Annotated in this window: 22 protein-coding genes and 1 tRNA gene; 12 read left to right on the forward strand and 11 right to left on the reverse strand. The window is 43.6% G+C overall.

The window, feature by feature from the left end; all coding sequences use genetic code 11:
• Positions 1-84: 84 nt before the first annotated feature.
• The 3 genes from OQJ75_RS10880 (at position 85) to OQJ75_RS10890 (ending at position 2,149) form a co-directional block, all read left to right on the forward strand.
• Positions 85-161: transfer RNA gene (locus OQJ75_RS10880), tRNA-Trp, on the forward strand.
• 565 nt (positions 162-726) lie between these two features.
• Complete coding sequence (gene mepA, locus OQJ75_RS10885) at positions 727-1,566, forward strand: penicillin-insensitive murein endopeptidase (RefSeq protein WP_248388184.1); 840 nt, start codon at positions 727-729, stop codon at positions 1,564-1,566.
• Between the two features lie 274 nt (positions 1,567-1,840).
• Positions 1,841-2,149, forward strand: a complete 309-nt coding sequence (locus tag OQJ75_RS10890; protein ID WP_248374071.1) for a hypothetical protein — start codon at positions 1,841-1,843, stop codon at positions 2,147-2,149.
• A 40-nt stretch (positions 2,150-2,189) separates the two neighbouring features.
• Here the strand turns inward: OQJ75_RS10890 and OQJ75_RS10895 are convergent, their stop codons facing one another.
• The 3 genes from OQJ75_RS10895 to rdgC form a co-directional block, all read right to left on the reverse strand.
• Complete coding sequence (locus OQJ75_RS10895; protein WP_248374072.1) at positions 2,190-2,444, reverse strand: YfhL family 4Fe-4S dicluster ferredoxin; 255 nt, start codon at positions 2,442-2,444, stop codon at positions 2,190-2,192.
• 32 nt (positions 2,445-2,476) lie between these two features.
• A complete protein-coding gene (yegQ, locus tag OQJ75_RS10900) occupies positions 2,477-3,895 on the reverse strand; it encodes a tRNA 5-hydroxyuridine modification protein YegQ (RefSeq protein WP_265970815.1) in 1,419 nt (472 codons plus the stop codon).
• A 206-nt stretch (positions 3,896-4,101) separates the two neighbouring features.
• Positions 4,102-5,016, reverse strand: coding sequence for a recombination-associated protein RdgC (gene rdgC / locus OQJ75_RS10905; protein ID WP_004735063.1), 915 nt, complete (start codon positions 5,014-5,016; stop codon positions 4,102-4,104).
• 194 nt (positions 5,017-5,210) lie between these two features.
• On the opposite strand from rdgC, the gene phoB reads away from it, so the two are divergent.
• From phoB to OQJ75_RS10920, 3 genes are read left to right on the forward strand one after another with little or no spacing between them, the layout of a single operon-like run.
• Positions 5,211-5,900: a phosphate regulon transcriptional regulator PhoB gene (gene phoB / locus OQJ75_RS10910; RefSeq protein WP_004735064.1), complete on the forward strand. Its 690-nt coding sequence runs from the start codon at positions 5,211-5,213 to the stop codon at positions 5,898-5,900.
• Positions 5,901-5,933: 33 nt separating this feature from the next.
• Positions 5,934-7,232, forward strand: a complete 1,299-nt coding sequence (phoR, locus tag OQJ75_RS10915) for a phosphate regulon sensor histidine kinase PhoR (RefSeq protein ID WP_260810077.1) — start codon at positions 5,934-5,936, stop codon at positions 7,230-7,232.
• A gap of 17 nt (positions 7,233-7,249) precedes the next feature.
• On the forward strand, positions 7,250-8,206 hold the full coding sequence (locus OQJ75_RS10920) for a PstS family phosphate ABC transporter substrate-binding protein (RefSeq protein ID WP_265970963.1): 957 nt from the start codon (positions 7,250-7,252) through the stop codon (positions 8,204-8,206).
• Between the two features lie 90 nt (positions 8,207-8,296).
• Here the strand turns inward: OQJ75_RS10920 and ppx are convergent, their stop codons facing one another.
• The gene (gene ppx / locus OQJ75_RS10925) at positions 8,297-9,808 is read right to left on the reverse strand and encodes an exopolyphosphatase (RefSeq protein ID WP_265970818.1); all 1,512 of its coding nucleotides are present in this window, start codon (positions 9,806-9,808) and stop codon (positions 8,297-8,299) included.
• Positions 9,799-11,895 (reverse strand): polyphosphate kinase 1, encoded by a 2,097-nt coding sequence (ppk1, locus tag OQJ75_RS10930; RefSeq protein ID WP_265970819.1) that lies wholly within the window; start codon positions 11,893-11,895, stop codon positions 9,799-9,801. The genes ppx and ppk1 overlap by 10 nt, the downstream gene beginning before the upstream one ends.
• Positions 11,896-12,095: 200 nt before the next feature.
• Between ppk1 and OQJ75_RS10935 the strand changes: the two genes are divergently transcribed.
• The 4 genes from OQJ75_RS10935 (at position 12,096) to phoU (ending at position 17,724) form a co-directional block, all read left to right on the forward strand.
• Positions 12,096-14,312, forward strand: a complete 2,217-nt coding sequence (locus OQJ75_RS10935; protein ID WP_265970820.1) for an ABC transporter permease subunit — start codon at positions 12,096-12,098, stop codon at positions 14,310-14,312.
• A gap of 110 nt (positions 14,313-14,422) precedes the next feature.
• Positions 14,423-16,132 (forward strand): phosphate ABC transporter permease PstA, encoded by a 1,710-nt coding sequence (pstA, locus tag OQJ75_RS10940; protein WP_099167097.1) that lies wholly within the window; start codon positions 14,423-14,425, stop codon positions 16,130-16,132.
• Positions 16,133-16,951 (forward strand): phosphate ABC transporter ATP-binding protein PstB, encoded by an 819-nt coding sequence (gene pstB / locus OQJ75_RS10945; RefSeq protein ID WP_265970821.1) that lies wholly within the window; start codon positions 16,133-16,135, stop codon positions 16,949-16,951. It begins immediately after the preceding gene.
• 74 nt (positions 16,952-17,025) lie between these two features.
• Complete coding sequence (gene phoU / locus OQJ75_RS10950) at positions 17,026-17,724, forward strand: phosphate signaling complex protein PhoU (protein WP_009848270.1); 699 nt, start codon at positions 17,026-17,028, stop codon at positions 17,722-17,724.
• Between the two features lie 9 nt (positions 17,725-17,733).
• On the opposite strand, the gene OQJ75_RS10955 is transcribed toward phoU, so the two are convergent.
• The 5 genes from OQJ75_RS10955 to OQJ75_RS10975 form a co-directional block, all read right to left on the reverse strand.
• Positions 17,734-18,225, reverse strand: coding sequence for a hypothetical protein (locus OQJ75_RS10955; protein ID WP_265970964.1), 492 nt, complete (start codon positions 18,223-18,225; stop codon positions 17,734-17,736).
• Between the two features lie 148 nt (positions 18,226-18,373).
• On the reverse strand, positions 18,374-18,925 hold the full coding sequence (locus OQJ75_RS10960; RefSeq protein ID WP_265970822.1) for a porin family protein: 552 nt from the start codon (positions 18,923-18,925) through the stop codon (positions 18,374-18,376).
• Positions 18,926-19,053: 128 nt separating this feature from the next.
• On the reverse strand, positions 19,054-19,983 hold the full coding sequence (locus OQJ75_RS10965; protein ID WP_265970823.1) for a LysR family transcriptional regulator: 930 nt from the start codon (positions 19,981-19,983) through the stop codon (positions 19,054-19,056).
• Between the two features lie 99 nt (positions 19,984-20,082).
• Complete coding sequence (locus OQJ75_RS10970; protein WP_265970965.1) at positions 20,083-20,826, reverse strand: copper homeostasis protein CutC; 744 nt, start codon at positions 20,824-20,826, stop codon at positions 20,083-20,085.
• Positions 20,827-21,144: 318 nt separating this feature from the next.
• Entirely contained in the window at positions 21,145-21,753 is a 609-nt protein-coding gene (locus OQJ75_RS10975; RefSeq protein ID WP_009848275.1) for a peroxiredoxin C, read from the reverse strand.
• A 209-nt stretch (positions 21,754-21,962) separates the two neighbouring features.
• Here OQJ75_RS10975 and OQJ75_RS10980 point away from each other — a divergent pair, with 209 nt between their 5' ends.
• On the forward strand, positions 21,963-22,868 hold the full coding sequence (locus OQJ75_RS10980; RefSeq protein WP_017062525.1) for a hydrogen peroxide-inducible genes activator: 906 nt from the start codon (positions 21,963-21,965) through the stop codon (positions 22,866-22,868).
• Positions 22,869-22,934: 66 nt separating this feature from the next.
• On the opposite strand, the gene OQJ75_RS10985 is transcribed toward OQJ75_RS10980, so the two are convergent.
• Complete coding sequence (locus tag OQJ75_RS10985; RefSeq protein ID WP_048615199.1) at positions 22,935-23,381, reverse strand: CBS domain-containing protein; 447 nt, start codon at positions 23,379-23,381, stop codon at positions 22,935-22,937.
• Between the two features lie 334 nt (positions 23,382-23,715).
• Here OQJ75_RS10985 and queA point away from each other — a divergent pair, with 334 nt between their 5' ends.
• Positions 23,716-24,768 carry a tRNA preQ1(34) S-adenosylmethionine ribosyltransferase-isomerase QueA gene (gene queA / locus OQJ75_RS10990; RefSeq protein ID WP_017092445.1) on the forward strand — a complete coding sequence of 351 codons (1,053 nt, stop codon included), beginning with the start codon at positions 23,716-23,718 and terminating at the stop codon, positions 24,766-24,768.
• Positions 24,769-24,953 lie beyond the last annotated feature (185 nt).

Here is a 24,953-nt window from a genome sequence, read left to right on the forward strand (position 1 = left end):
CGGCCTGTCACGCCGGGGGTCGCGGGTTCGAGTCCCGTCCACTCCGCCACTTATTCAGAGTTTCAGCTCTTTAAAACTGAAAATAGGGGTGTAGCTCCAATTGGCAGAGCAGCGGATTCCAAATCCGCGTGTTGGGAGTTCGAATCTCTCCACCCCTGCCATATTTAAGGCTCTAGCAGAAATGCTAGAGCCTTTTTGCTTTCTGAATCTAATATACGCAATTAGCAAAGCAGCGGATTCCCCGACTTACCAAAACAGCGCGTGTTGGGAGTTCGAATCTCTCCACCCCTGCCATATTTAAGGCTCTAGACTGCGCGTCCCGGCAGAAATGCTAGAGCCTTTTTGCTTTCTGAATCTAATATACGCAATTAGCAAAGCAGCGGATTCCCCGACTTACCAAAACAGCGCGTGTTGGGAGTTCGAATCTCCGGGGTGCCGGCTCAGTCCACCCCTGCCATATTTAAGGCTCTAGACTGCGCGTCCCGGCAGAAATGCTCGAGCTTTTTGCTTTCTGGAGCTTGATAAATTATAGAAAGTAACCTGGTCTAAATAGCTCATTACGCTTCAAAATTCATCTATACCGAGATTTTTCTGTTTTCTCTTTTCCTACTTTATAGCTTTAACCCGTCTCATTCACTGGCTAGCGCCAAAAACTTAAATACGATATGCACCTAATCCTAAATGACGACTAATATAATGAGTAAGCGTCAGTAATTTAGGATTATTATGAGGTTTTTTTTCGCACTGTTTGTATTCTTTTGTTCCTTTTCTCTATCAGCAACTTCTTGGGAGAAAGAGAGTCACCCTACTAACAACTCACCTTCATCAATTGGAAGTTATGCTAATGGCTGTCTAGATGGTGCGCAGGCTTTGCCTATTAATGGTTTGGGATATCAGATCATTCGTCCTCAAAGAGGGCGCTATTATGGCCATATAGAAGCTATAAGGTTTATTGAAAGGTTAGGTGGAACGACTAGCGAGAAACTCAATACTAATTTATTAGTCGGTGATATTTCTCTTCCTAGAGGAGGGCGCTTTTCTTCGGGTCATTCAAGTCACCAAACTGGATTAGATATTGATATCTGGTTAAGGTTGACGAATAAAAGGCTATCTGAGAATGAACTTGCTGTCCCCAAGCCAATGAGCGTTGTGGATCTTACCAACTACAAATTGCGTCAATCGAATTGGACCGATGATCATTTTCAAGTTATTCGTTATGCAGCGAAAGACGAAAAAGTAGTGCGTATTTTTGTTCATCCTGTAATCAAGCAAACCCTTTGTGAACAAGAAAACTCTGATGCTAATGATAGAGCTTGGTTAGGTAAAATAAGACCTTGGTGGGGACATCATTCTCACTTCCACGTTCGTCTAAAGTGTCCTGAAGGCAGTTCAAACTGCATAGCTCAAGCAAGCCCTCCTAAGGGGGATGGCTGTGGGGATGAACTTGCAAGTTGGGCTCCAAAGACTGTTCCAGTTTCACCTCCCAAAAAAGTAGCGAAAAATAAGAAAAAGAAAAAAGTTAAAGTGATGCCAAGTCAGTGTTTGGCCTTGATATCGAATAAGTAATCCTGTTCATCTAGGTATCTCACAGTGGTAATGCCACTGGTTTTCTTGACTCTAAAACTGGAGAAATATCACACTTTTGTCTAGAGTTTATAAACACGAGATTAAGAACATCGTTTGATATTAATAAAACCTATAATGATATCAGTAAGGGCGATGGCGAATTTGACAAGGTTTGGTCAGGGATTGAGTGTTTTTGGGGTGAAAGATGCGGCTTATATGCAGTATGCGAAATCAGAGTCTGATACCCGTCGATAGATAATTCAAGGATAAGACTATGACTATGATTTGTGCAAAGGAATTTTCAGAATGGTTAAGACATAGATTCAGTGCAGAAAATTCAGGTATTTCTATTTCAAGAGACGATATTAATCACCTGACTGGTAGACAACGCTTAGACCCTAGTTTTGTTAATGATGTCCATTATGAGTTGATGCAGTATGGAATGGCATTTGTGACAGATACCAGTAGGGAAAATTTCTATCTTATTCCCATCGCGCAATCGATAAATTGGCGAGAGAGACTTGAATATCAATTTGAAAAGGAGCTCTTTTGCAATATTTATCCAATCGGAAAATCAGGTTAAAAAAAAGGTTCAGCTTATAATAAGTTGAACCTTTTCTTTATTAGGTCAAGCCTTGAATAATGACAAATTTTTCTAGTAGCTCGTCATCAGATTCAATATGGTTTGGGTCAGTGATTATGCATTTTGTAATGGGGCACACTGACTGACATGTTGGCTTCTCATAGTGACCTTTACACTCAGTACATAAATCAGGATCGATTTCAAAGATACTGTCGCCCATCGTAATTGCGCCATTTGGGCATTCTGGGTCACACATATCGCAGTTTATGCACTTGTCAGTTATTAACAGAGCCATTGCTTTCTTCTCAGTAGAGTTTCTAAGTAAAGTTACTTACCTGAAGCGTTACGTGTATCTTGGCCTGCGCTCAAGTTTCTCATCAACAAGCCAAATTCTAGGTCAAGATCAGCAGGTACTGGAATAAATACAAAGTGACCGTTACCTTTTGCGTCATCTACTGGCTGAGATTTACGGTTCTCCATAACTTCCAGTTTGAAAACAACGTTACCTTTCGGTGTCATCATCTCTAAGCTGTCGCCGACTAGGAACTTGTTCTTCACTTCTACTTCCGCTAGGTCACCGCGGCGCTTGCCTGTGAACTCACCAACAAACTGTTGAGTATCAGAAATAGAGTAACCGTACTCGTAGTTTTGGTATGAGTCATGAGTATGACGACGAAGGAAGCCTTCAGTGTAGCCTCGGTGAGCTAGGCTCTCTAGCGTACCCATTAGGCTCTCATCAAATGGCTTACCTGCAACAGCATCATCGATAGCTTTACGGTAAACCTGTGCTGTACGTGCACAGTAGTAGAAAGACTTAGTACGACCTTCAATTTTCAGAGAGTGAACACCCATCTTCGTTAGGCGCTCAACGTGTTGGATTGCACGAAGGTCTTTTGAGTTCATGATGTAAGTACCATGCTCATCTTCAAACGCTGCCATTTTCTCTTCAGGTTTGTGTGATTCAGAAAGTAGAACGACTTCATCAGTTGGTTTACCAAGACCTAATGTGTTGTCTGGACGTTCGTCTTGAACTTCAATACCCTGAGTTTCGACTTCTTGAATAGCGACACCTGTAGGGTTAGCTTCAACGATCTGACCGTTCTCGTCTTCTTTTGCAGCTTCTGTCTTGTATTCCCAACGACAAGCGTTAGTACAAGTACCTTGGTTTGGATCGCGTTTGTTCATGTAACCAGAAAGTAGGCAACGACCAGAGTAAGCCATGCATAGTGCACCGTGAACAAAGATCTCTAGTTCTGTTTCTGGGCAGTGTTCGCGAATCTCTTCGATCTCTTCAAGTGAAAGTTCACGAGATAGGATCACACGCTCAACGCCTTGGGTTGACCAGAATTTAACGGTTGCCCAGTTTACTGCGTTTGCTTGAACAGAAAGGTGAATTGGCATTTCAGGGAATGCTTCTCGGACCATCATAATAAGACCTGGATCTGACATGATAAGCGCGTCAGGGCCCATCTCAACAACAGGTTTAAGGTCGCGAATGAATGTTTTTAATTTAGAGTTGTGTGGCTGAATGTTACATACAACATATAACTTTTTGCCTTGAGCATGAGCTTCATCGATACCGATTTGTAGGTTTTCGTGATTGAACTCGTTGTTACGAACACGAAGGCTGTAACGTGGCTGGCCTGCGTAAACTGCATCTGCGCCGTAGGCGAATGCGTAACGCATGTTTTTAAGGCTTCCTGCCGGTGATAATAGTTCAGGTACAAATGGTTTTTGTGTAGTCATTGCTTCGTTCTCTAATCTGATCTCAAGTCAGGTTGATACCACCAAGTGATATCAAAGGGGCGCAAATTTTACGCTAAAACGAGTTTGGTTGATAGCCCTAAAGATAGCAATGACATTAAGAAGAGGGTAGAGAGGCAGATATAATTGATCACTTAGTGATAAATAAGCTCAGATACTGTTAGTACCTGAGCTTACATTTTGACTGATTAAGCGTTAGGTTGAGTTAACCCGCCCAATGATTCAAATAGGTTTGGAAGGAAAACGCTGAACTCACCACAAAGTAGAGAGAAGTCTGCATCAAAACGCGCAGCTTGATCTTCACGAGGAATATCGTCATTTTCGTCTTTTAGTTCATCACTAAATTTCAGGCGCTTGATGCTGCCATCTTCAGCAAGGATGAACTCAATGCGATCTTGCCAGTTGATCAGAAGCTTAGTTACAACTTTGTTGGCTTCGATGTGGTTTTTAATCTCATCAGCTTCTAGTTCTTGTTTCTTAACTCGGACAATACCGCCGTCTTCTTGGATTGATTTAAGCTCGGCTTCATCAAGCATCGTAATACCTTGAGGCGTATCACCTGATTTCACCCACTCTGTCAGAGTTGTCTCAATTGCTTGCTCTGGAATAGCAGGCACTACTGGCAAGCTACCCATTGTTTTACGTAGTAATGCCAATACGTCTTCTGCTTTTTTGTAGCTGCTAGCGTCAACCACAATAAAGCCTTCTTTCGGCATGATCAGCGCGTAAGTGAAGTTACTACGGCTGAAAGCTCTAGGAAGAAGATCAATGATGATGTCTTCTTTTAGGCTATCTTTCTCTTTCTTTTTCAGAGGAGTACCAGACTCCGCTTCAAGTGTTTCTACTTTTGCATTCAATGAATCTTTGATCACAGAAGCTGGAAGCATTTTTTCTTCTTTCTTTGCACAGATTAGAATGCGGTTTTCTGATACGTGCGTCATCATATCGCCGTGTCTACCCATCGCATTTACCCAGCCAAACTTCTGTTTGTCTTGGCTACCACAAGGGGTAAAACGGAACTCTTCAAGTTGTTTCTCTAGCTGATCTGCATTGAAATCAATATCACGGTTGAAGCGATAGACTAGGCAATTTTTAAACCACATAAATTTTTCTCATACCTTTTTAGAAGTGCCTCATGATATGAGATCTAAGTTGATTTGTCCCTAGCTCTGTATCAAAAGTTATAAAGTGAATTGTTTGAGACAGTTATATGAAAATTTGTTTTCAAAGGTCACAAAAGTGTCATAATTAACTCAGATAATGCAATGCGTTGATTAAATACAAAGGCTATTCAATTATGTCGAGAAGGATTCTGGTCGTTGAAGATGAAGCACCTATTCGTGAGATGCTGTGTTTTGTCCTTGAACAAAAAGGCTACCAAGCAGTAGAGGCTGAAGATTACGATACAGCGGTAAACAAGCTATGTGAACCTTTCCCAGATCTAGTATTACTAGATTGGATGCTACCTGGCGGTAGCGGGATAAACTTTATCAAGCACATGAAGCGTGAAGAGTTAACTCGCAACATCCCAGTGGTGATGCTGACGGCTCGTGGCGAAGAAGAAGATAAGGTTCGTGGTTTAGAAGTGGGCGCTGATGACTACATCACTAAACCATTTTCACCAAAAGAGCTTGTCGCTCGCTTAAAAGCGGTTATTCGCCGTGTAACGCCTACTGCACTGGAAGACGTGATTGATGTGCAAGGTCTTAAGTTAGACCCTGTATCTCACCGCGTTACCGCTAGTGAAGGTCCAGTTGATATGGGACCAACAGAGTTCAAAATGTTGCACTTCTTTATGACGCACCAAGAGCGTGTGTACAGCCGTGAGCAGCTACTGAATAACGTTTGGGGCACCAACGTTTACGTTGAAGACCGTACCGTTGACGTACATATTCGACGCCTGCGTAAAGCACTTGAATCTGCAGGTCACGACAAGTTAATCCAAACGGTTCGCGGCGCGGGCTACCGTTTTTCTACAAAGGCTTAGTGTGGCTTCGCTACTCAGTTTACGGAGTCCTGAATGGTTGAAAAGTTAACCTGGAAAAAGCTGGCTTGGGAGCTGGCTTTTTTTTACGCACCTTGGGTTTTAGTCGGTTGGATATTCGGCTACCTACCTTGGTTACTGCTGGCTGCTACGGTATTGCAGCTCGGCTGGCATTTACATAATCAAATGCGTTTGTCCGCATGGTTGTGGGATGAGAAGCGTCTAACGCCACCATCAGGTTCTGGGAATTGGGAGTCTCTGTTCAACGGTATTTATCGAATGCAACAGAGACAGCGTCGCAAACGTAAAGAGCTGACCAACCTAATCCGTCGTTTCAGAAATGGTGCAGAATCTCTTCCCGATGCCGTTGTGGTATTTCGTGGTGAAGGCAATATCGTTTGGTGTAACAAGCTAGCTCAGTACTTACTTGGGTTTCGCTGGCCAGACGATTCAGGTCAACCGATTTCTAACTTAATCCGCACGCCGGACTTCATCAAGTATCTTAATAAACAAGACTTTTCAGAACCGTTAGAGATGCCTTCGCCACTTAACGTGGAGCGCATGCTTGAGCTTCGTATCGTGCCGTATACCGAGGGTGAACACCTAATGGTGGTACGTGATGTTACTCAGTTAAAACAGCTAGAAGGCATGCGTCGTAACTTCTTTGCTAACGTTTCTCACGAGCTACGTACTCCAATGACCGTACTTCAGGGCTACCTTGAAATGACGGAAGATCCAGACATGATCGTTGGGCCTATGTGGCCTAAGGCTCATGGTGTGATGACCGAGCAATTGAATCGCATGAACAGTCTGGTGAACCAGCTATTAACACTTTCAAAAATTGAAGCGGCGCCAATGCATGAATTGGATGAAGTGGTGAACGTTCCGGCGATGTTGGAGGTTCTTGAAAAAGAAGCCGCTAGCCTCAGTGGAGAGCGAGAACACAAGCTGGAATTTGATATTGATAAGAGCTTACGCGTATTAGCGGATGAAGATCAGTTAAGAAGTGCGATATCGAACCTGGTTTACAATGCAGTGAAATACACGCCGCCTGGTGCGACCGTAAAGGTTCGTTGGTATCAAACCAGTCAAGGCGCGTGTTTGGATGTGTCAGACACTGGAGACGGTATCGAACCACAACACTTGCATCGACTTACCGAGCGCTTCTATCGAGTTGATAAAGCGCGTTCACGAGACACGGGCGGTAGTGGTCTTGGATTGGCGATTGTGAAGCATGCGCTTAGTCACCATGACTCACATTTAGAAATTCAAAGTGAAGTGGGTGTTGGTAGTCGATTCCATTTCACATTACCAAACCGACTGACAGTGTCATGAATTGTTTGACACGCAGGATGCGTTTGCCAGTCTGCTCATTATTAGCGTTAACTTTGGCCAACCCTGTTAATGCCGAACAAGGTGTCGATTCTCTTCCTGATTATTCTAAGGTTCCGGGCATTTCTGGGAGCTTATTATCGGTAGGTTCGGATACCTTAGCAGGCATGACGACGTTATGGGTAGAGGAGTTTAAATCTTACTACCCGAACGTGAATGCTCAAGTCCAAGCATCAGGTTCTTCTACTGCACCTCCTGCATTGACTGAAGGGACAGCACATCTAGGGCCTATGAGCCGTCCTATGCGCTTGCGAGAAATTGAAGCGTTTGAAAGAGAACATGGTTATAAGCCGACAGCACTGCGAGTTGCCATTGATGCGATCGGTCTTTTTGTGCACCGAGATAACCCTATTGAGGGGCTCAATTTTCGCCAGATGGATGGTGTCTTTTCAGAAACATTACGCTGTGGTGCGACGAAACCGCTGAACGATTGGCAAGATCTAGGCGTAAACCAAGCATGGGCAAAACATAGATTCCAGCTGTTTGGACGTAATTCAGTTTCGGGAACCTACGGTTATTTTAAACAAAACGCATTATGCGGTGGTGACTTTAAGAACCGAGTTAATGAGCAGCCAGGCTCCGCATCAGTTGTACAGTCGGTCGCTTCATCAATCAGTGGGATAGGTTACTCAGGTATTGGCTATCGTGTAGCTGGCGTTAAGCTAATTCCTATTGCTGAGTATGGTTCTGATTATGTAGAACCGACCCGAGCGAATATCTTGAGTGGTGATTACCCTCTATCACGCTTTCTTTATGTATACGTGAACAAACATCCAGATAAACCGCTTTCTCCTGTTGAGAGAGAGTTCCTTACTTTTGTTTTTTCAAAACAAGGGCAAGAGTTGGTGGAAAAAGATGGTTACTTGGCAATACCGTCTGAGTTTGCAGAGCAAGAATTGGCAAAAGTCGGGCTCTGACTGAGGCTCTAATTCAGGCTAAGATAAACTTAGAAAAGAAACGTATGAACAGCTTGCGATGTCGCAGGCTGTTTTTATTTTGACTGTTCGTTATTTTAACTTCAACGACCATCCTGCATTTTTCCAACGTTGTTGCTCTTCTCTGAGTTCATAGTCAAGCAGTTGGTTTTGACCCAACCAATCGCTTTTAGATCCTTTCAATTCCCAGCTATCCTGTTGTTCAATCGTTAGCGACACGTCTGGGGCCAGTGCTTGATTTCGCTGACGGTTGAGTAAGATAGCGAATCTCAATATACGAATCAGCAGGGTGATTTGTTGTGGGGTAAATAGAGAAAGTTCCGGCAAGTCTTGTAGCTTGAGCGCTTTTCTTTGATAGCGAACCAATGCTGATATAAGACGTTGCTGCTCAGTATTGAAGCCTGGCATTGTTGTGTGCTTAAGCAGATAAGCCGAATGGCGGTGATAGCCTTGGAATGCAATGCTTTGTCCTACCTCATGAAGCAACGCAGCCCAACCGAGCAGATCATACAGCTCATTAGTGACCGCAGTTGTCACTTGAGGCTGCACTTGTTTCAGCAATGAAAGAGCGAGTACTTTCACTTTCTTGCCATGAGTTACGTCTACATGGTATCGAGAGACGAGCGTTTCGGCGGTTCTTGTTCGAACATCAATATCTTTAAACCGATCTTCCATGTCATAAAGCACCCCTTCTCTTAAGGCACTATCGGAGAAATGCAATTCATTGATGTTTAGCATATCCATAGCTGCTGAAAGAATAGTGACGCCAGCAGCAAACACTGGCTTTCTCTCATCACTTAAGCCTGAAAGATTTAAGGCTTTGGATGATGAAAATTCACATATGTGATTCTTCAAATAAGACAGGCGTTGGGCTGTAATGAGACCATCGATGAACCCTAAGCCAATGAGCACCTCTTTTATTGATTTAGTTGTCCCTGATGAGCCAAAGGTGATTTCCCAGGTGGCTTTTTTGTATTCTTCAATTAATGGCATTAATAGACGAGTAGCTGCGGTATAAGCATCTGAGAAGTGTTGTGAAGTTAGCCCTCCGTCAGCAAAAAAACGTTGAGTGAAGTTGACGCATCCCATCGGTAAACTGCGCATAATTAGGGGGGTAAAGCCTTGTCCGGAGACGAGTTCGGTACTCCCTCCACCGATATCAATAACCAATTTAGATTCAGAAGCGGTTTGAGTGTGTTCTACACCGTTATAGATTATTCGAGCTTCTTCTTGGCCGGAAATGATCTCTATTGGAAAAGGAAACAGTGGCTTGGCTTGCTCTAAGAAGTCTTTAGCGTTTTTGGCTTTTCTTAGGGTATGAGTCGCAACCACTCTGACATTATCAAGTTCAAAATCCGCTAGTCGTTCTGCGAACACCTTGAGGCATTCTAGGCCTCGCTCGATAGCGTTTTCGGATAGGAAGTTATGTTCATCCAATCCATCACCTAACCTCACTTTCTGTTTGTGTCTGCTGACTAATTGCAGGTGTTGATCGAATACTCGGGCAACTACCATGTGGAAGCTGTTCGAACCCAAGTCGATAGCGGCAATACATCGAGAATGTTTGTTATCGATTAGCGGCATGATTTCTTCTCTTGTTTGTATTTCTTGCGAGCAAGTTTCTCCATACGTTTAATATAGTGGTAAGTGGAGAGTTGTGACGTTGGGTAATCAAGTGGGTTTGCTGGTGGTTGTATGTAAGGGTTGCTCATCGATTGGTTTAGTACTCGAGCTTTGTTGCTGTCATCGAAATGAAGCTCGGTGATATCGAGAATGGTTTGCTTGATCTTTGGATCTAAAATTGGGGCTGCAACTTCAATGCGGTGATCAAAGTTTCGTGTCATCCAGTCAGCAGAAGATATATAGACTTTCGGCTTTCCAGCGTTACCAAATATCATCACTCTCGGATGTTCGAGGAAACGATCGACCACACTGACAATCTCAATATGGTCACTGATGTTGGGTATGCCAGGGACAATAGAGCACATGCCACGAATGACCATTCTCACTTTTACATTGACTTGGCTGGCCTGATAGAGCTTCTCAATGATCTCTCGGTCGACCAAATTGTTGAGTTTTAGAGTGATGCTTGCAGGCTTGCTCTCCATCGCGTTTTGTATTTCATTATCTATCAACTGATACAGACGTTTTCTTGTATTCTTCGGTGACACAATCAGTTGTTTGAACTGTGATTTTTGATAAGGGTTTTCAATATATTTAAAGACTTGTCTCACCTCTTGGGTCAAATCTTCATTCGCAGTGAGCAGAGAAAAATCGGTATACACGCGCGCTGTTACTTCATGAAAGTTACCGGTGCCAATATGGGCGTAATGCGCCGTATGCTTGCCTTCTTTCCGTTTAATGAGCAGCAGTTTGGAGTGGACTTTCAAACTTGGGATGCCATGGATGACTTTTATACCGGCTTCTTGAAGTTTCTTTGTCCACTGAATATTGGCTTGTTCATCAAAGCGAGCTTGCAGCTCGACAACCACAGTGACCTTTTTTCCATTGTGTGCCGCATCGATGATTGAGCTAAGGAGTTTGGAGCCTTCTGCAACACGGTAAACGTTTATTTTTATGGAGGTTACTTTCGGGTCAAAGGAAGCCTGCCTCACGAGCTCAGTGATGTGATTAAAGGTGTGATAAGGGTAATGCAACAAGATGTCACGAGCTTTGATCGCTTCAAAATAGTTTGGATGGTGGCTAAAATGCGCGCACTTAATCGCGGGTAACGGGCGATTAACTAAATCACGTCGGTTAAGGCTTGGGAACTCAGAGAAATGTTTGAAGTTGTGGTAGCGACCTCCGGCGATAACACTGTCGTAGTCAGATAGTTTTAGTCTGACTTGTAAGAAACTGAGCATTTCAGCTGGCATTTCTGACTCATAGATAAGGCGTATCGGTAGTGCCGTTAAGCGCTGTTCTAAACCTAAAGACATCGATTCTAATAGGCTGCTTTCATTGTTCTCTTGAAGGTCATAATCGGCGTCGCGAGTCATTTTTATAGCAAAGCTACGCACTGAGTCATACTCAAAGAAACCTTTAAGTAAGTCATCTAAACAAAATCGAACTATATTATCTAATAAGATCAAAGTAGTACGCTGAGAACCTGAGGTGTCTGGTAACTTAACAAATCGAGGGAGTGCTTCTGATGGGATTTCGAGTAATACGTATTGAGAAGATGCCTCACGCTCGATGTCGATGGCTAAGTAACTTTGCTCGTCTTTCATAATATTGAGTAACTGGCGATCTTCGTTCAAGAGAAACGGAGTTAAATGTGGCAGCACTTTTTTCTTAAAGTACTTTTTGATCCACTCACTTTGCTCTTCGCTGATTTGCTGTTCGTTGACCAAAAAAATACGATTGCGCGCCAGTTCCAACAATAGGTCGTTATACAACTCGTGGAATCGAGCATCGAGCTTACTTGCTTTGCTCTGCATTTGAGTGAGTAATGTTTTCTGCGGGTCGGCAGGTAACTGAGGATCTTGAAGTAAGATCTTTCGTTTCACGTCAGCAAATCGGACTTTGTAAAACTCATCGAGGTTTTTTGAGTAAATACCTAAAAAACGAACTCTTTCGATTAAGGGAACTGACTTGTCGGCTGCTTCTTGGAGCACTCTTTCGTTGAAGGATAACCAGCTAAGTTCTTTTGTGACATAGTCTTTTTCCATCGAGATGATAATCCTTGAGTGCTGGTTATAGAGCTGATTACTTTAATTTAGAATGACAAAATTCACAAAATCTATGATCTTACTTTAAGAAATATGGTCAACAAACTTGTTATTAGTTTCAGTTGTTTAACGCAACTTGTAATATAATTGTCATCTAACGTACATATTATGTCAGTAGCTAAAAAAAGGTAGATAAACAGATGGCTTCAGCCCAATTTTCATTGAAAGAGCGTGACAAAAAAAGATGGTTGAAAGATCGTCTCGTCCGTTTTTCAGTGACATGTGGTGCCGTCAGCGTTCTAGCTGCTCTGGTATTGATCTTTGTTTACTTGGCGATGGTCATTTTACCGGTGTTTTCTGATACTGGTTTAGAGACAGACCAAGCCGTAAAGACCGTTGCTGTAGAAAAGCCTATCGCCTTATCTGTTGATGAATACGGTCAGCATGCATTTACTATCGAAAAATCTGGCTTGGTGCAGTTTTGGGATTTAGAGTCTCAAAATACACACTCTTACTTTGAGCGAAATGTTTTAGCCAATCCTGTTGCCTTCTCTCGAAATACCCCATCAGAAAACTGGTTTGCCTTTGCCGATAGTGCAAGCAACCTTACTTTTTTCTATCCTGAGTATAGTGCGCCTGTGCTGCAAAAGGGCAGTGAAGCCGATCCTAAAATTGAGCAAATCGATCTCCCTGAACCATTTTTAAATGATGAATCGTCAAATGGGACGACAATCGAAAAATTCGCGTTCTCTAAGAATGGACGTGGTATCACGGTTGCAGCTCAGCTAAGTGACCAACGAGTCTTAGTGAAGTGGTACCAAAGTGATGTTACGGGTCAGTATGTTTTTCAGAAGAGACAATGGTTGTCGGATAAGTTGGGTTTACAACAACAGTTGTTAGTCACGCCTGATGGCCAAACCTTATATCTCCGAGCACAATCGGATTTAGTGATATTAAAGCTATCAGATAGCGGCTTCAATGTTCGTGAAGTGATTGATCTTAGCTTGAATGATGCAAAGCACTCGGTGAAAAGTATCGATTTACTGTCTGGAGCTTATTCACTGTTGGTTACGCATGAGGACGGACAGGTTTCTCAGTGGTTTGATGTACTCAAAGATGAAAAGCGTAGCCTGACCCATATTCGAGACTTCCAACTTGCTGAACAAGTGCAATTTATTCTGCCCGATACTTATAGAAAAGGTTTTTATAGTTTCTATAAGAACGGCACATTACAAAGCCACTATACGACCAGTGAAAAGCTGTCGCTGTTCGAGCGCGCATTTGATAAGTCACCACAATTAGCGGCTATGTCTGCCAACGAACTGCATCTGGCGACGCTGATTGATGGCACCATCAGTGTGGCTAAGGTCGATAACGAATATCCGCAAATATCATTCTCATCGCTTTGGCAAAAAGTCTGGTACGAAAGCTACCCAGAGCCGCAATACGTTTGGCAATCAACGTCGGCGAACGATGACTTTGAAGAAAAATTCAGTTTAGTCCCTATCACGTTTGGTACCATCAAGGCCGCTCTGTTTGCGATGATGTTTGCCGTGCCAGTTGCTGTGCTCGGAGCCATTTACACCGCATACTTTATGTCTCCAAGAATGCGAAGAGTCGTGAAGCCGTCGATAGAACTGATGGAAGCTCTTCCGACCGTTATCATAGGGTTCTTGGCTGGGCTTTGGTTTGCTCCAATTGTCGAAACGCATCTAACGGCAGTCTTCTCATTAATGGTGTTGTTACCACTGAGCACATTGTTGACTGGACTTGTTTGGTACTGTTTGCCGAAGATGGTGACGAGCCGCTTCGCTAATGGTTGGCACGCCTTGATATTGATTCCGGTATTGATGATTACCGTGGTCGCTGTATTTGCTGGTGGAAACAGCATTGAAGCCTTGTTGTTTGACGGTGATATTCGTACCTTCTTAGCTAGCTATGGCATCGACTTTGATCAACGTAATGCGCTGGTGGTTGGTTTCGCTATGGGCTTCGCTGTCATCCCTACCATTTTCACGATTGCAGAAGACGCTATTTTCTCTGTGCCAAAACATTTATCCGATGGCTCACTGGCTTTGGGAGCGACGGCGTGGCAGACACTTATCTATGTGGTGTTATTGACGGCTAGCCCAGGTATCTTTTCAGCGGTCATGATGGGACTAGGTAGAGCGGTGGGCGAAACCATGATTGTCTTGATGGCGACAGGTAACACCCCAATTCTCGATTGGAATATTTTGGAAGGGATGAGGACGCTATCGGCAACGATTGCTGTCGAACTGCCAGAATCCGAGGTAGGTGGTTCTCACTTCCGTTTGTTGTTCTTAGCTGCACTCTTGCTGTTCATTTTCACGTTCGCGGTGAACTCAGTCGCAGAGTGGGTTAGACAAAGACTGAGAGATAAATATCGTGCGCTGTAGTTTTAAAGGTTCACCTCAATCTCTATCAATGGCTGTTAGTTGTTTGATTAGCGTATCTCACGAACTTGGCTCTTTCTTGGGTTCAGCACGTCAGAGCAAGGTCGTCCATGATGAATAAACTGAAGTCATTATTGTCTTGGATTAAATCAGGCTCTCCGTGGATTTGGCTTACGGGCGGTGCGGTGAGCATCAGTATGCTTTCTGTTCTTGGCCTAATGCTGTTGATTGGCTGGAAGGGTTTAACCTATTTTTGGCCTGCTCCTTTGTATCAATGGCAAGTCGACTCCAAAGACTTGTCGTTAGTGGTCGATCTTGACGAAACGGTATCAAAGCAAGATGTATTGATTGGTCAGTTATATGAACGTAAATACATCCCGATAGAGCAAGTGCCTCAAGCCCACGACCTCTTGTCACCTCAAAACTTGTCGACCGGGCTAATCCAACGCTTAAGTATCAAAGTTGCAAACAGAGAGCTTTACCCAGCCGATTTTGTTTCAATTTTGGATGTTAACTTACGTGAGCCAACAACACCGTCTGAATGGGCGGTGATCGAGCGAAGCCGTGGGGGGTATTTCTTTGGTAAGCCGGTAGGGTTTAAAACAGCTTCGGGTTCTTATCAAACTAATATCGACCAGAAACTTGAGGATGGTTTGGCGTTTGCAGACACGTTAAGAGAAGAAACGTCACGTGTTGTGAACCAAGAAATACGCAATATCAGTTGGCAGTTGGAAAACTTGCGTTTAGAAAAGCGTAAGCTTGAACTCAATGAGTCAGTGAGTGATGAATACCTTAAAACTTATACTCAAACTAAGCTGAAATTAAACAGCCAACTTGATGAAGCGGAAGTAAAGCTAGAGCACCTCAGAACACAGCTGAACGTGGAAAGCTTGCTGGTGGAAGATATGACAGGTGAACGAGTTGAAATACCGCTCAGTCATATTCTTGATTATTGGTATCCCAACAAGATGTCCTATCCAGAAAAAGTTGGGCATTGGGGCAAGCAAGTTTGGAAGTTCTTATCAGAGAATCCACGAGACTCAAACTCTGAAGGTGGGGTGTTTCCTGCGATCTTCGGCACTGTGTTGCTGGTTATTCTCATGTCGATCGTAGTGATGCCACTTGGTGTCGTTGCTGCTATTTATCTCCATGAATATGCAAAAAACAACGCACTGACACGTTTGATCCGTATTGCTGTAATTAACTTAGCGGGTGTACCGTCGATTGTGTATGGCGTATTCGGCTTAGGTTTCTTCGTTTATACCATCGGTGGTTCTATCGATTCTTTGTTTTATGCAGAGCGATTGCCAGCACCGACATTTGGTACTCCAGGTCTTTTATGGTCAGCATTGACCTTGGCGGTATTAACATTGCCCGTTGTTATTGTAACAACGGAAGAGGGCTTAACGCGTATCCCTAGCTCGGTGAGGCATGGTTCATTGGCGCTTGGTGCTACTCAGTTTGAGACCCTTTGGCGTATTGTTTTACCGATGGCAAGCCCTGCGATTATCACGGGGTTGATATTGGCCATCGCGAGAGCTGCGGGGGAAGTGGCTCCATTAATGCTGGTAGGGGTTGTGAAGCTAGCATCAAGCCTGCCTGTAGATGGTCAGTTCCCATATCTACACTTAGAGAGAAAGTTCATGCACTTAGGCTTTCATATCTATGATGTTGGTTTTCAAACCTCTAATATCGAAGCGGCACGACCTTTAGTGTATGCGACTTCATTTTTATTGGTTACGGTGATTGTTGGGTTGAATTTAACAGCCATCAATATCCGTAATAACTTGCGTGAAAAATACCGAACCTTAGGACAAGATTAGATGTTCTCGATTAATGAAACCTTGGGTTACCAAGCACCACTTGATGTTCACAACCTGAAGGATGAGCAAATTGCTATCTCGATTGAAGGGCTAAATCTTTACTATAAAGAGAGCCAAGCACTTGATGATATCTCGATGCAGATCCCGAAGGGGCAGGTGACGGCGTTTATCGGCCCTTCTGGCTGTGGTAAGTCGACTCTGCTGCGCTGCATTAATCGCATGAACGATCTTGTTGAAGGCTGTAAGGTTTCCGGGAAAGTGAAGCTTCATGGTAAGAACGTCTATCACCCTAAGGTGGATGTCGCGACCTTACGACGTCGTGTTGGTATGGTATTCCAGCGTCCCAATCCTTTTCCTAAATCTATCTATGAGAATGTGGTTTATGGCTTGAGGCTACAAGGCGTTAGCAACAGCCGAGATCTTGATGATGCGGTTGAACGCTCTCTGCGCGCTGCTGCGCTATGGGATGAAGTGAAAGATCGGTTGCATGAGAATGCTTTTGGTTTATCTGGCGGCCAACAGCAGCGTTTGGTTATCGCTCGTGCGGTTGCGATTGAACCTGAAGTGCTGTTGTTAGATGAGCCGACATCGGCACTGGATCCTATTTCTACTTTGACGATTGAAGAGCTGATCAACGATCTCAAAACCCAATACACAGTGGTGATTGTTACCCACAACATGCAACAAGCCGCGCGCGTAAGTGACCATACTGCCTTTATTCATATGGGAAAATTGGTCGAGTACTCAGATACGGACTCAATTTTTACGTCTCCATTGAAAAACCAGACGGAAGACTACATTACTGGTAGATATGGCTAACCTCTGCAAAGGTGTCATCTAGAGCTAAGTCACTCTACAAAAATGGCTTTCTTCATTTCTTTCAAGGAGCAAGTATGCATTTCGGTCGCCACATTTCAGGGCAATTCAATGTCGAGTTAGAATCGATCCGTACTCATGTATTGACCATGGGCGGGTTAGTGGAGCAGCAACTCTCGTTTGCAATGCAGGCGCTTCATAAAGACGATGTTGAACTGGCTAAAAAAGTGATTCGTGATGACCATAAAGTGAATGCGATGGAAGTGTCGATTGATGAGGCTTGTACTCGAATCATTGCAAAACGTCAGCCGACAGCGAAGGATCTGCGTTTGATTATGGCGATCATCAAAACGATTACCGATCTAGAACGTATTGGCGATGTTGCTTCTAAAATTGCGCAAGGTGCTATTGAGATCCCTTCGACCAAAGAGCAGAAATTCCATGTTTCGTTAGAGCCTCTTTGCCGTCAGGCAATCACCATGCTTCACCAAGTATTAGATGCTTTTGCTCGTATGGATGTTGATGCGGCAGCAGAAGTTCACAAGCTTGATGATAAGTTGGATGCGGAGTACGAGGCCGTTATTCGTCAGTTAATGACCTATATGATGGAAGACCCTAAGAACATTCCTAATATTTTGCAGGTGATGTGGTCAGCGCGTGCGATTGAGCGAGTGGGAGACCGCTGCCAAAATATCTGCGAATACATTATCTATTTTGTGAAGGGTAAAGATGTACGTCACTTAGGCGATCAAAGCCTTGATGACGCACTAAAATAGAGCTTATCTTTAGAAGCTAATAATGGCACCAAGATTGAAATTGACCGTTGTGTCGTAAGGCACAAAGGTTTTGTTGTGATCAAAAATATTCATATCAACACCAGCACGTAATCCAAGCATTGGTGTCGCTTGGTAAACGTAGGCACCACCTAGGCTTATACCATGTGTTGTTTTCTCTTCTACTTCGCCTGAGCGCGTTTTTGTACCGTCATAACTTGCCACACCAATCTCAGCCTGAAAGCCGTGGATTTGGTTTCTTCCAAACATGTTTTGGATACCAACGCGATACGCATCAACCGTTTCATCATATCGATCGCTTTCATACCAAATATGAGAGTAGCTTAGGTAAACGGCACCTAAACTGGCCACATCAGTAATACCCGCCTGTACTCCAAATCCATGATAAGAACCAATCTTTAGTTCTGGGGATAAATGAATAGCACTTGCTGAAACGGAAGTGGAGAGGACAGAAAGTAAAAGCAGGGAAGTTTTTATCTTCATAAAAATACCTAAAGCAATTAGCCGTCCGTGGCTGCAATGAATTTTGATTTGAGAATTGTTCAAAAGTGAGTCAACTTTGATGAGGTGTTAAAACCCAGCAATTGACTGATTGTAAAAAGCCAGCTTAGACGCTGGCTTTTTCAATCTCTTAGAAGCGGTAACCGACAGTCCATGAGAATGTGTCGTAACCTACGTCATCGTAGCTCGCGAATTCAAAGCGCATGTCGGTGTATAGGTGTAGCCCGAATTCAGCTCGACCACCTAGGCCAACAACGAAGCTGGTATCGTTGTATGATTCAGTCCACTTCTTGTCTAGAATGCTAATTGAATTATCTTCACTTTGACGAGCTAGGCCCAGAACACCATAAGGTTTCAAAGAGAAGCCATCTAATTCAAATTTATAACCGATATCAGCATCAACTTGGAATTTGTAACCATCGATCTCGGCTTTTATACCTTCAACGTTTTCGTCATCGCTATTCGTTGCGTAAGAAACGTTGATACCTACGATACGGTTAAATTCATAACCATATTCAAGTTTGATACCGTTACCCCAATCAACTGTGTCATCGGTTAGCCAATCGTCTACTTGAGTTTGGTTGTAACCGATACCCACACGGTGTTGGCTGTCAAAGTTGTTTGCAAGAACTGGAACAGAAAGTAGTGAAGCTGAAATTAGGGTAGTAAGTGCAATTTTCATATTAGTCTCTATTTAGGGTTAACTTAACTGCACGATCCTTCGTAGTTCAGTATCCGTTTTGATAGGGCTAATATTAAACAGTGTTTTATTTTTCGGCTAAGTAGATATTGGTATCTCTATAATAAGCATTACTTATTAATCTGAGTTGATAGTGCTTTTTGTATTAACTCAAATAGCCAATTGGTAATAGGGGAGTTTCTGTTTTTAGTATGTAAATGGCAGTAAACAGGAGTTTTGGGAGGCTCGCCATCTATCACAACATCGATTCCGCGTAGGGTTGGGTAATTATCAACGAGGAAAAGGTTCGAGTGTGGCATGTACATATCTGTGTGTTGAATGACATCAATGACCGCCATAATTAGCTCACTACGGAAACCAACATTATGTTCAACGGAGAGATTAGTTAGGATATCCGATGCCAAACTATGGTTGTCGTTCCAACCGGGTGTGATTAGTGAAGCGATATCGTAGCCTGCCACATCGTAAGGTGTAACGATTTCTTGCTTTAAAGGGTGGTCTTTTCTTACAAAAATACGCCCTGTTAGTTCAATTAACTTTTTCGTATAAACTTCTTTACTCGTTTTACTACCAAGGTAACTGATCCCCATCAACACCTCATCTTTTTGAATGTCAGAAACAGAAGTATTGGTCCAAGAGACTAATTCTAGATTCACATTCGGTGCTTGCTCTCTTATCATTTTAAATAAAGAACCAGATAAACAAGATAGCACGATAGGTGATAGCGCTATTTTGAGTGTGTAATCGATCTCTTTTGGATCAAAAGTGTTTGATGCATTGATCGCGACAGATAGACCGTCCATGAACGGCTTTATTTCATTGGTGAGTTGTTCTGAGAAAGCGGTAGGCTGAAAACCTCCATGAACTTTAACGAAAAGGTCATCGTTGAAGTGGTGTCTTAGCTTTTGCAGGGCTTGGCTAACCGCTGGCTGAGAAACGAATAAACGCTCCGCAGCCTTTCTGGTGTTTTGTTCTTGATAAACAATCAGAAATGTTCGTAACAGGTTTAAATCAAGAGAGCTGAATAAGTCTTTAGCCATATCTATCCATGAAAATTTTCTGCGCTATTAAATCTAATATACGTCAGTCAGTTAGATTAGTCAGCGAGGTTCTCTGGATTTATGCTGGCGACTATTGCCCTAAGCGGTGAGGGCGGCTCTCACATCAGATATCTTACTCGCATCTGTCACTGGGATCTGATAATCATCAATATCATCACTGCCCATTTGAGCACTTGAGCTGTTTTCCATTAGGCTCGGTCTTGTCGATTTACCTGAAAGGTGAAGAGCAGGTACCTGGGTAGCGCTTTGAAGCATTTTAGCATTCGCAGCGTTAACGCCAGCCCCCGCCATGATATCAATTCGTCCATCGGCTTGTTTGACCATTTCTGCCAAAACATCGATGCCATGCTCAGCATTAACAGCAAGCCCTGATGTCAGAACTCTTTCGCATCCAAGTGTAATGACCTGCTCTAATGCTGCTTGGAAATCAGAGCTTTGATCGATGGCTCTGTGGAAGGTAATCCCAAGCTTTAACGAGTGCGCTTTTTCAGCCAGTTGCTGCATTTTTGGCATATCGATACTTCCGTTCGGCGCTAACACACCAAGTACGACCCCATCCAATCCTGCATTTGCACAAGCTTCAATATCTTCAAGCATACAGAGCATATCGTCATCATCGAAAATGAAGTCGCCCTGTCTTGGTCTAATCATAGCGTAGACCGGAACCGACGAAATTTTTGCCGCTTGCTTCATCATTCCGAAGCTTGGAGTTAATCCGCCAAGTGCTAATGAAGAGCAAAGCTCAATTCGATTCGCACCACCAGATAGTGCGTTATGAAGAGACTCTAAGTTATCGATACAGACTTCAATTTCGGTGTTCATCATGTTTATCCGTTCAAAAAGATACTGATGAAATCATAGCAACCTAGATACGGATATGAATAGGTGGTAGCAGAGGGAAATAGGGGTAAAGTTTGTTCTTATAACTGCCTCTATTAAATGTTGAAGAGGGAGTTTAGGGGAAATGAAAGGCCGTCGAATAGATATGAAAAAAGCCCGAAGCGTTAACTTCGGGCTTTTAATAGGACTTTACTTCTTAACTGATTGGCGGTGCGCTTTGCGCTATTAGCTTATGCTTTATGTCTCTTTTAGAGAGTCTTCCAACCATTAACCCGCGTTGAGTTCGGGCTTAAGAGGTAATTACTTGCTTAGGTCGTCAGCGTGCTCAGATAGGAATGCTGCAACACCTTGTGGAGATGCGTCCATACCTGATTTACCTTCTTCCCATTGTGCAGGACAAACTTCACCGTTCTTCTCGTGGAAGTTTAGTGCGTCTACCATGCGTAGCATTTCGTCGATGTTACGACCTAGTGGAAGATCGTTAACTACTTGGTGACGTACAAGGCCGTCAGCATCGATTAGGAAAGAACCACGGAAAGCAACACCTGCTTCTGGGTGCTCAACATCGTATGCTTTGCAGATCTCGTGCTTAACGTCAGCAATTAGAGGGTATTTAACTTGACCGATACCGCCATCAGCGATAGCAGTGTTACGCCATGCGTTGTGAGAGAATTGTGAATCGATAGAAACACCGATTACTTCAACGCCTTTAGCTTGGAAATCTTCTAGACGGTTGTCGAAAGCGATTAGCTCTGAAGGACAAACGAAAGTGAAGTCTAGTGGGTAGAAGAAAACTACAGCTTTCTTACCTTTAGTGAATTCTGCGAAGTTGAAGTTATCAACGATCTCACCGTTACCTAGAACAGCTGCTGCAGTAAAATCAGGGGCTTGACGACCTACTAGTACCATTTGGAATCTCCTAAAAAATTAGTTGGCCCAACACATGTTTGTTTGGGCTCCGTTTCTACGGGACAAACTATAGTACAATCGGTACTATAGAAAAAAGCGAATTAAATAGATTAAGTTAATCGAAAAAAGCGATGAGCTTAATGTTTGCCCAGTCCTTAGGTCTGCTGACCTTTACGTAACTTATCCTACTAATATTACAAAGTAATTTCATGAATAAATGGCCAAGTCTTAAGCAGCTTCACTATCTTGTTACCCTTCACGAAACTCGTCACTTTAGCGATGCAGCGGATCGCTGTTTCGTTAGCCAATCGACGCTAAGTAAAGGTATCCAAAATCTGGAAGAACTCATCGGTTGCCCGCTTTATGAGAAGAAAGATAAAAAGAGCCCGTTGGTTTTCACGCAAGCCGGTGAGCTGGTGGTAAAGCACGGTCGAGAGCTACTAGCGAAAGGGCAAGATCTGGTTGAACTTGGAAATCTATGTAATGGCGATGCGATGCAAGGACAGCTGCGAGTCGGATGTATCCCCACTATCGCGCCGTTCCTTTTATGTGATTTGGTACAAGAGGCCAACCAACGCTTTCCTCAGCTTAATTTATTGTTACGTGAAGATACAACGACCAACCTATTGGCTGCGCTGCGACATGGAGACCTAGATGTACTGATTCTGGCTTTGCCTGTCGATATAGACAATATGGAAAGTCAAGTTGTTGGGCAAGACCCTTTCCGGATGGTGATCAGTCGTAATCAAGCTGATGGTATCCGTGTTCCGATTAAATACGATGATCTGCCAGACGAATCTGTATTCTTGTTGGAGAACGAACACTGCTTAACTGAGCATGCAGTGTCGGCTTGTAAGTTAACGGATAAAGAGAAGATCAACCCGTTCACAGCGACGAGCCTTCACACATTGGTTCAAATGGTCGCGAATGGCTTAGGTACTACCTTTATTCCGCAAATGGCGATCGACCACGGTTTATTGGAAAACCAAAATCTGGTGGTTATCGATCCTCCTGGGCAGCAGGCGTACCGAGATATTGGCCTGGTTTGGCGACCAAGCTCTTCACGTCGTGAGACATTCCATCAGTTAGCGGATGTGGTGTCTGAGCTTTTATAATAACTCGCTTCGACAACAATCCCTCTGAGCGGCTGAATTGGCCGCTCTTCATATCTCTTCTGAGCGTTACTCTACTTCCGCTTCTTCTGGCTCGACTTCTTCTTGCAGCTCCAGCAAATTGATCGCTATCGTGACAAAATCGCTGTCTGTAATAATGCCTACTAGTTCGTGGTTTTCTACGACAGGTAAACAGCCCACTTTATGTTTCTGCATATAGATAGCCGATTCTTTTAATCCTGCACGTGGCTCTACCGACATAACACTTTTGTGCATGATGTCGTTGAGGGGAGTAGCAAGAGTAAAAGATTGAGCTTGTGGGATGTTTTGTAGGCTGGATTCTTGAGCGGCTAAAACGTCTCGTTGTGTGACGACACCTAGTAGATGCCTATCGGAATCAACGACCGGTATATGGCGGATATCAAGCGCTTCCATCATGTGCTTAGCATCGGCCAGTGAGTGTGAGCGCAATAGGGTATGAGGGTTGCGAGTCATCATATCTTCAACCTTGATCATACGAACCTCCTTCTTTTTTATTTGTTGCTATTACTATAGTTTTTTATCCAAAAAATAACTGAGATCTGACGCATTCTTGGGTGAGTTTTATGCAACTAATTCTTTAGTTTGAGGAGGTGAATCAGTAGCATTATTTTACGCCTCTTTACAATAATCCAGTGCTGTAAACCTTGCTATTGCGGCTCGTGTGCCTATACTAGCCCACTGCGAAATTTTTAGTCGTGTTTGCGATGTGTTTCTGGTAACGATTTACTTACCGTAACGAATATCCAGCAACTACGATTTATGATTCGCCAACGGCACAAATCTCATCAACTAAGACAAGACTAGACACATGCAAGTTTCAGATTTTCACTTTGATCTACCAGATGAACTCATTGCTCGCTACCCTCAAGAGGAGCGTACAGCAAGCCGCCTGCTTAAATTAGATGGCAACAGCGGTAACCTAGCTGATGGTTCGTTTAAAGACGTTTTAGACTTGGTTGAGCCTGGTGATCTTGTTGTTTTCAATAACACTCGAGTGATTCCAGCTCGTGTATTCGGTCGTAAGGCATCAGGCGGTAAGCTTGAAGTGCTAGTGGAGCGTATGCTCGATGAGAAAAGCATTCTTGCGCATGTTCGTTGTTCTAAATCACCTAAGCCGGGCACCAAGTTGTTCCTTGGTGAGAACGATGAGTATGAAGCTGAAATGGTGGCGCGTCATGATGCGTTATTCGAAATCCATTTCACATCCGATCAAAGCGTTTTAGAGATTCTTAACAGTGTTGGTCACATGCCACTACCTCCTTACATCGATCGTCCTGATGAAGATGCAGATAAAGAGCGCTACCAGACTGTCTATAATGAAAAGCCGGGTGCGGTTGCAGCGCCAACAGCAGGCCTGCACTTTGATGACAAGCTAATGGCTGGCATGAAAGAAAAAGGTGTCGAGTTTGCTTACGTGACGCTTCACGTTGGTGCTGGCACGTTCCAGCCGGTAAAAGTAGATAATATCAACGATCACCACATGCACGCAGAGTACGTTGAAGTACCGCAAGAAGTGGTTGATGCCGTTGCAGCAGCAAAAGCTCGCGGCGGACGCATTATCGCTGTCGGTACAACCTCTGTGCGTTCACTAGAAAGTGCGGCTCAAGATGCATTGAAAAATGGCACTGAGTTAGTTCCTTTCTTTGGTGACACAGAAATCTTCATCTTCCCTGGTTATGAATACCAGTTGGTGGATTGCTTGATTACCAATTTCCACTTACCAGAATCAACACTGATCATGTTGGTAAGTGCATTTGCTGGTTATGACAATGTGATGGGCGCATACGATCACGCAGTGAAGAGCGAATACCGTTTCTTCAGCTACGGTGATGCGATGTTCATTAATAAGAAAACGAGCTAATTTTAGCTGGTTATAAACGATATAAGCAGAATTTACGGGTGCTAGCAGTAAGCTAGGAGTCGGGCAGGGTGTCTGTCTAATCTCTCGCAAGGAATACGCGACCGCTCCTCATAGAACTCGCTAGATTGAACTTATGTTTAGCTTAAGGTTCTGAATTATCAGTCAGATTGTTTCTCTGGCATATT

The sequence above is a fragment of the Vibrio sp. 14G-20 genome (assembly GCF_026241515.1).
In the GTDB taxonomy this organism is placed as follows: Bacteria; Pseudomonadota; Gammaproteobacteria; order Enterobacterales; family Vibrionaceae; genus Vibrio.

Excerpts from the sequence above, each read along its gene's own strand:
- mepA (WP_248388184.1), top strand. The coding sequence starts at position 727 with ATGAGGTTTTTTTTCGCACTGTTTGTATTCTTTTGTTCCTTTTCTCTA.
- OQJ75_RS10890 (WP_248374071.1), top strand. The coding sequence starts at position 1,841 with ATGACTATGATTTGTGCAAAGGAATTTTCAGAATGGTTAAGACATAGA.
- OQJ75_RS10895 (WP_248374072.1), bottom strand. The coding sequence starts at position 2,444 with ATGGCTCTGTTAATAACTGACAAGTGCATAAACTGCGATATGTGTGAC.
- yegQ (WP_265970815.1), bottom strand. The coding sequence starts at position 3,895 with ATGACTACACAAAAACCATTTGTACCTGAACTATTATCACCGGCAGGA.
- rdgC (WP_004735063.1), bottom strand. The coding sequence starts at position 5,016 with ATGTGGTTTAAAAATTGCCTAGTCTATCGCTTCAACCGTGATATTGAT.
- phoB (WP_004735064.1), top strand. The coding sequence starts at position 5,211 with ATGTCGAGAAGGATTCTGGTCGTTGAAGATGAAGCACCTATTCGTGAG.
- phoR (WP_260810077.1), top strand. The coding sequence starts at position 5,934 with ATGGTTGAAAAGTTAACCTGGAAAAAGCTGGCTTGGGAGCTGGCTTTT.
- OQJ75_RS10920 (WP_265970963.1), top strand. The coding sequence starts at position 7,250 with ATGCGTTTGCCAGTCTGCTCATTATTAGCGTTAACTTTGGCCAACCCT.
- ppx (WP_265970818.1), bottom strand. The coding sequence starts at position 9,808 with ATGCCGCTAATCGATAACAAACATTCTCGATGTATTGCCGCTATCGAC.
- ppk1 (WP_265970819.1), bottom strand. The coding sequence starts at position 11,895 with ATGGAAAAAGACTATGTCACAAAAGAACTTAGCTGGTTATCCTTCAAC.
- OQJ75_RS10935 (WP_265970820.1), top strand. The coding sequence starts at position 12,096 with ATGGCTTCAGCCCAATTTTCATTGAAAGAGCGTGACAAAAAAAGATGG.
- pstA (WP_099167097.1), top strand. The coding sequence starts at position 14,423 with ATGAATAAACTGAAGTCATTATTGTCTTGGATTAAATCAGGCTCTCCG.
- pstB (WP_265970821.1), top strand. The coding sequence starts at position 16,133 with ATGTTCTCGATTAATGAAACCTTGGGTTACCAAGCACCACTTGATGTT.
- phoU (WP_009848270.1), top strand. The coding sequence starts at position 17,026 with ATGCATTTCGGTCGCCACATTTCAGGGCAATTCAATGTCGAGTTAGAA.
- OQJ75_RS10955 (WP_265970964.1), bottom strand. The coding sequence starts at position 18,225 with ATGAAGATAAAAACTTCCCTGCTTTTACTTTCTGTCCTCTCCACTTCC.
- OQJ75_RS10960 (WP_265970822.1), bottom strand. The coding sequence starts at position 18,925 with ATGAAAATTGCACTTACTACCCTAATTTCAGCTTCACTACTTTCTGTT.
- OQJ75_RS10965 (WP_265970823.1), bottom strand. The coding sequence starts at position 19,983 with ATGGCTAAAGACTTATTCAGCTCTCTTGATTTAAACCTGTTACGAACA.
- OQJ75_RS10970 (WP_265970965.1), bottom strand. The coding sequence starts at position 20,826 with ATGAACACCGAAATTGAAGTCTGTATCGATAACTTAGAGTCTCTTCAT.
- OQJ75_RS10975 (WP_009848275.1), bottom strand. The coding sequence starts at position 21,753 with ATGGTACTAGTAGGTCGTCAAGCCCCTGATTTTACTGCAGCAGCTGTT.
- OQJ75_RS10980 (WP_017062525.1), top strand. The coding sequence starts at position 21,963 with ATGAATAAATGGCCAAGTCTTAAGCAGCTTCACTATCTTGTTACCCTT.
- OQJ75_RS10985 (WP_048615199.1), bottom strand. The coding sequence starts at position 23,381 with ATGATCAAGGTTGAAGATATGATGACTCGCAACCCTCATACCCTATTG.
- queA (WP_017092445.1), top strand. The coding sequence starts at position 23,716 with ATGCAAGTTTCAGATTTTCACTTTGATCTACCAGATGAACTCATTGCT.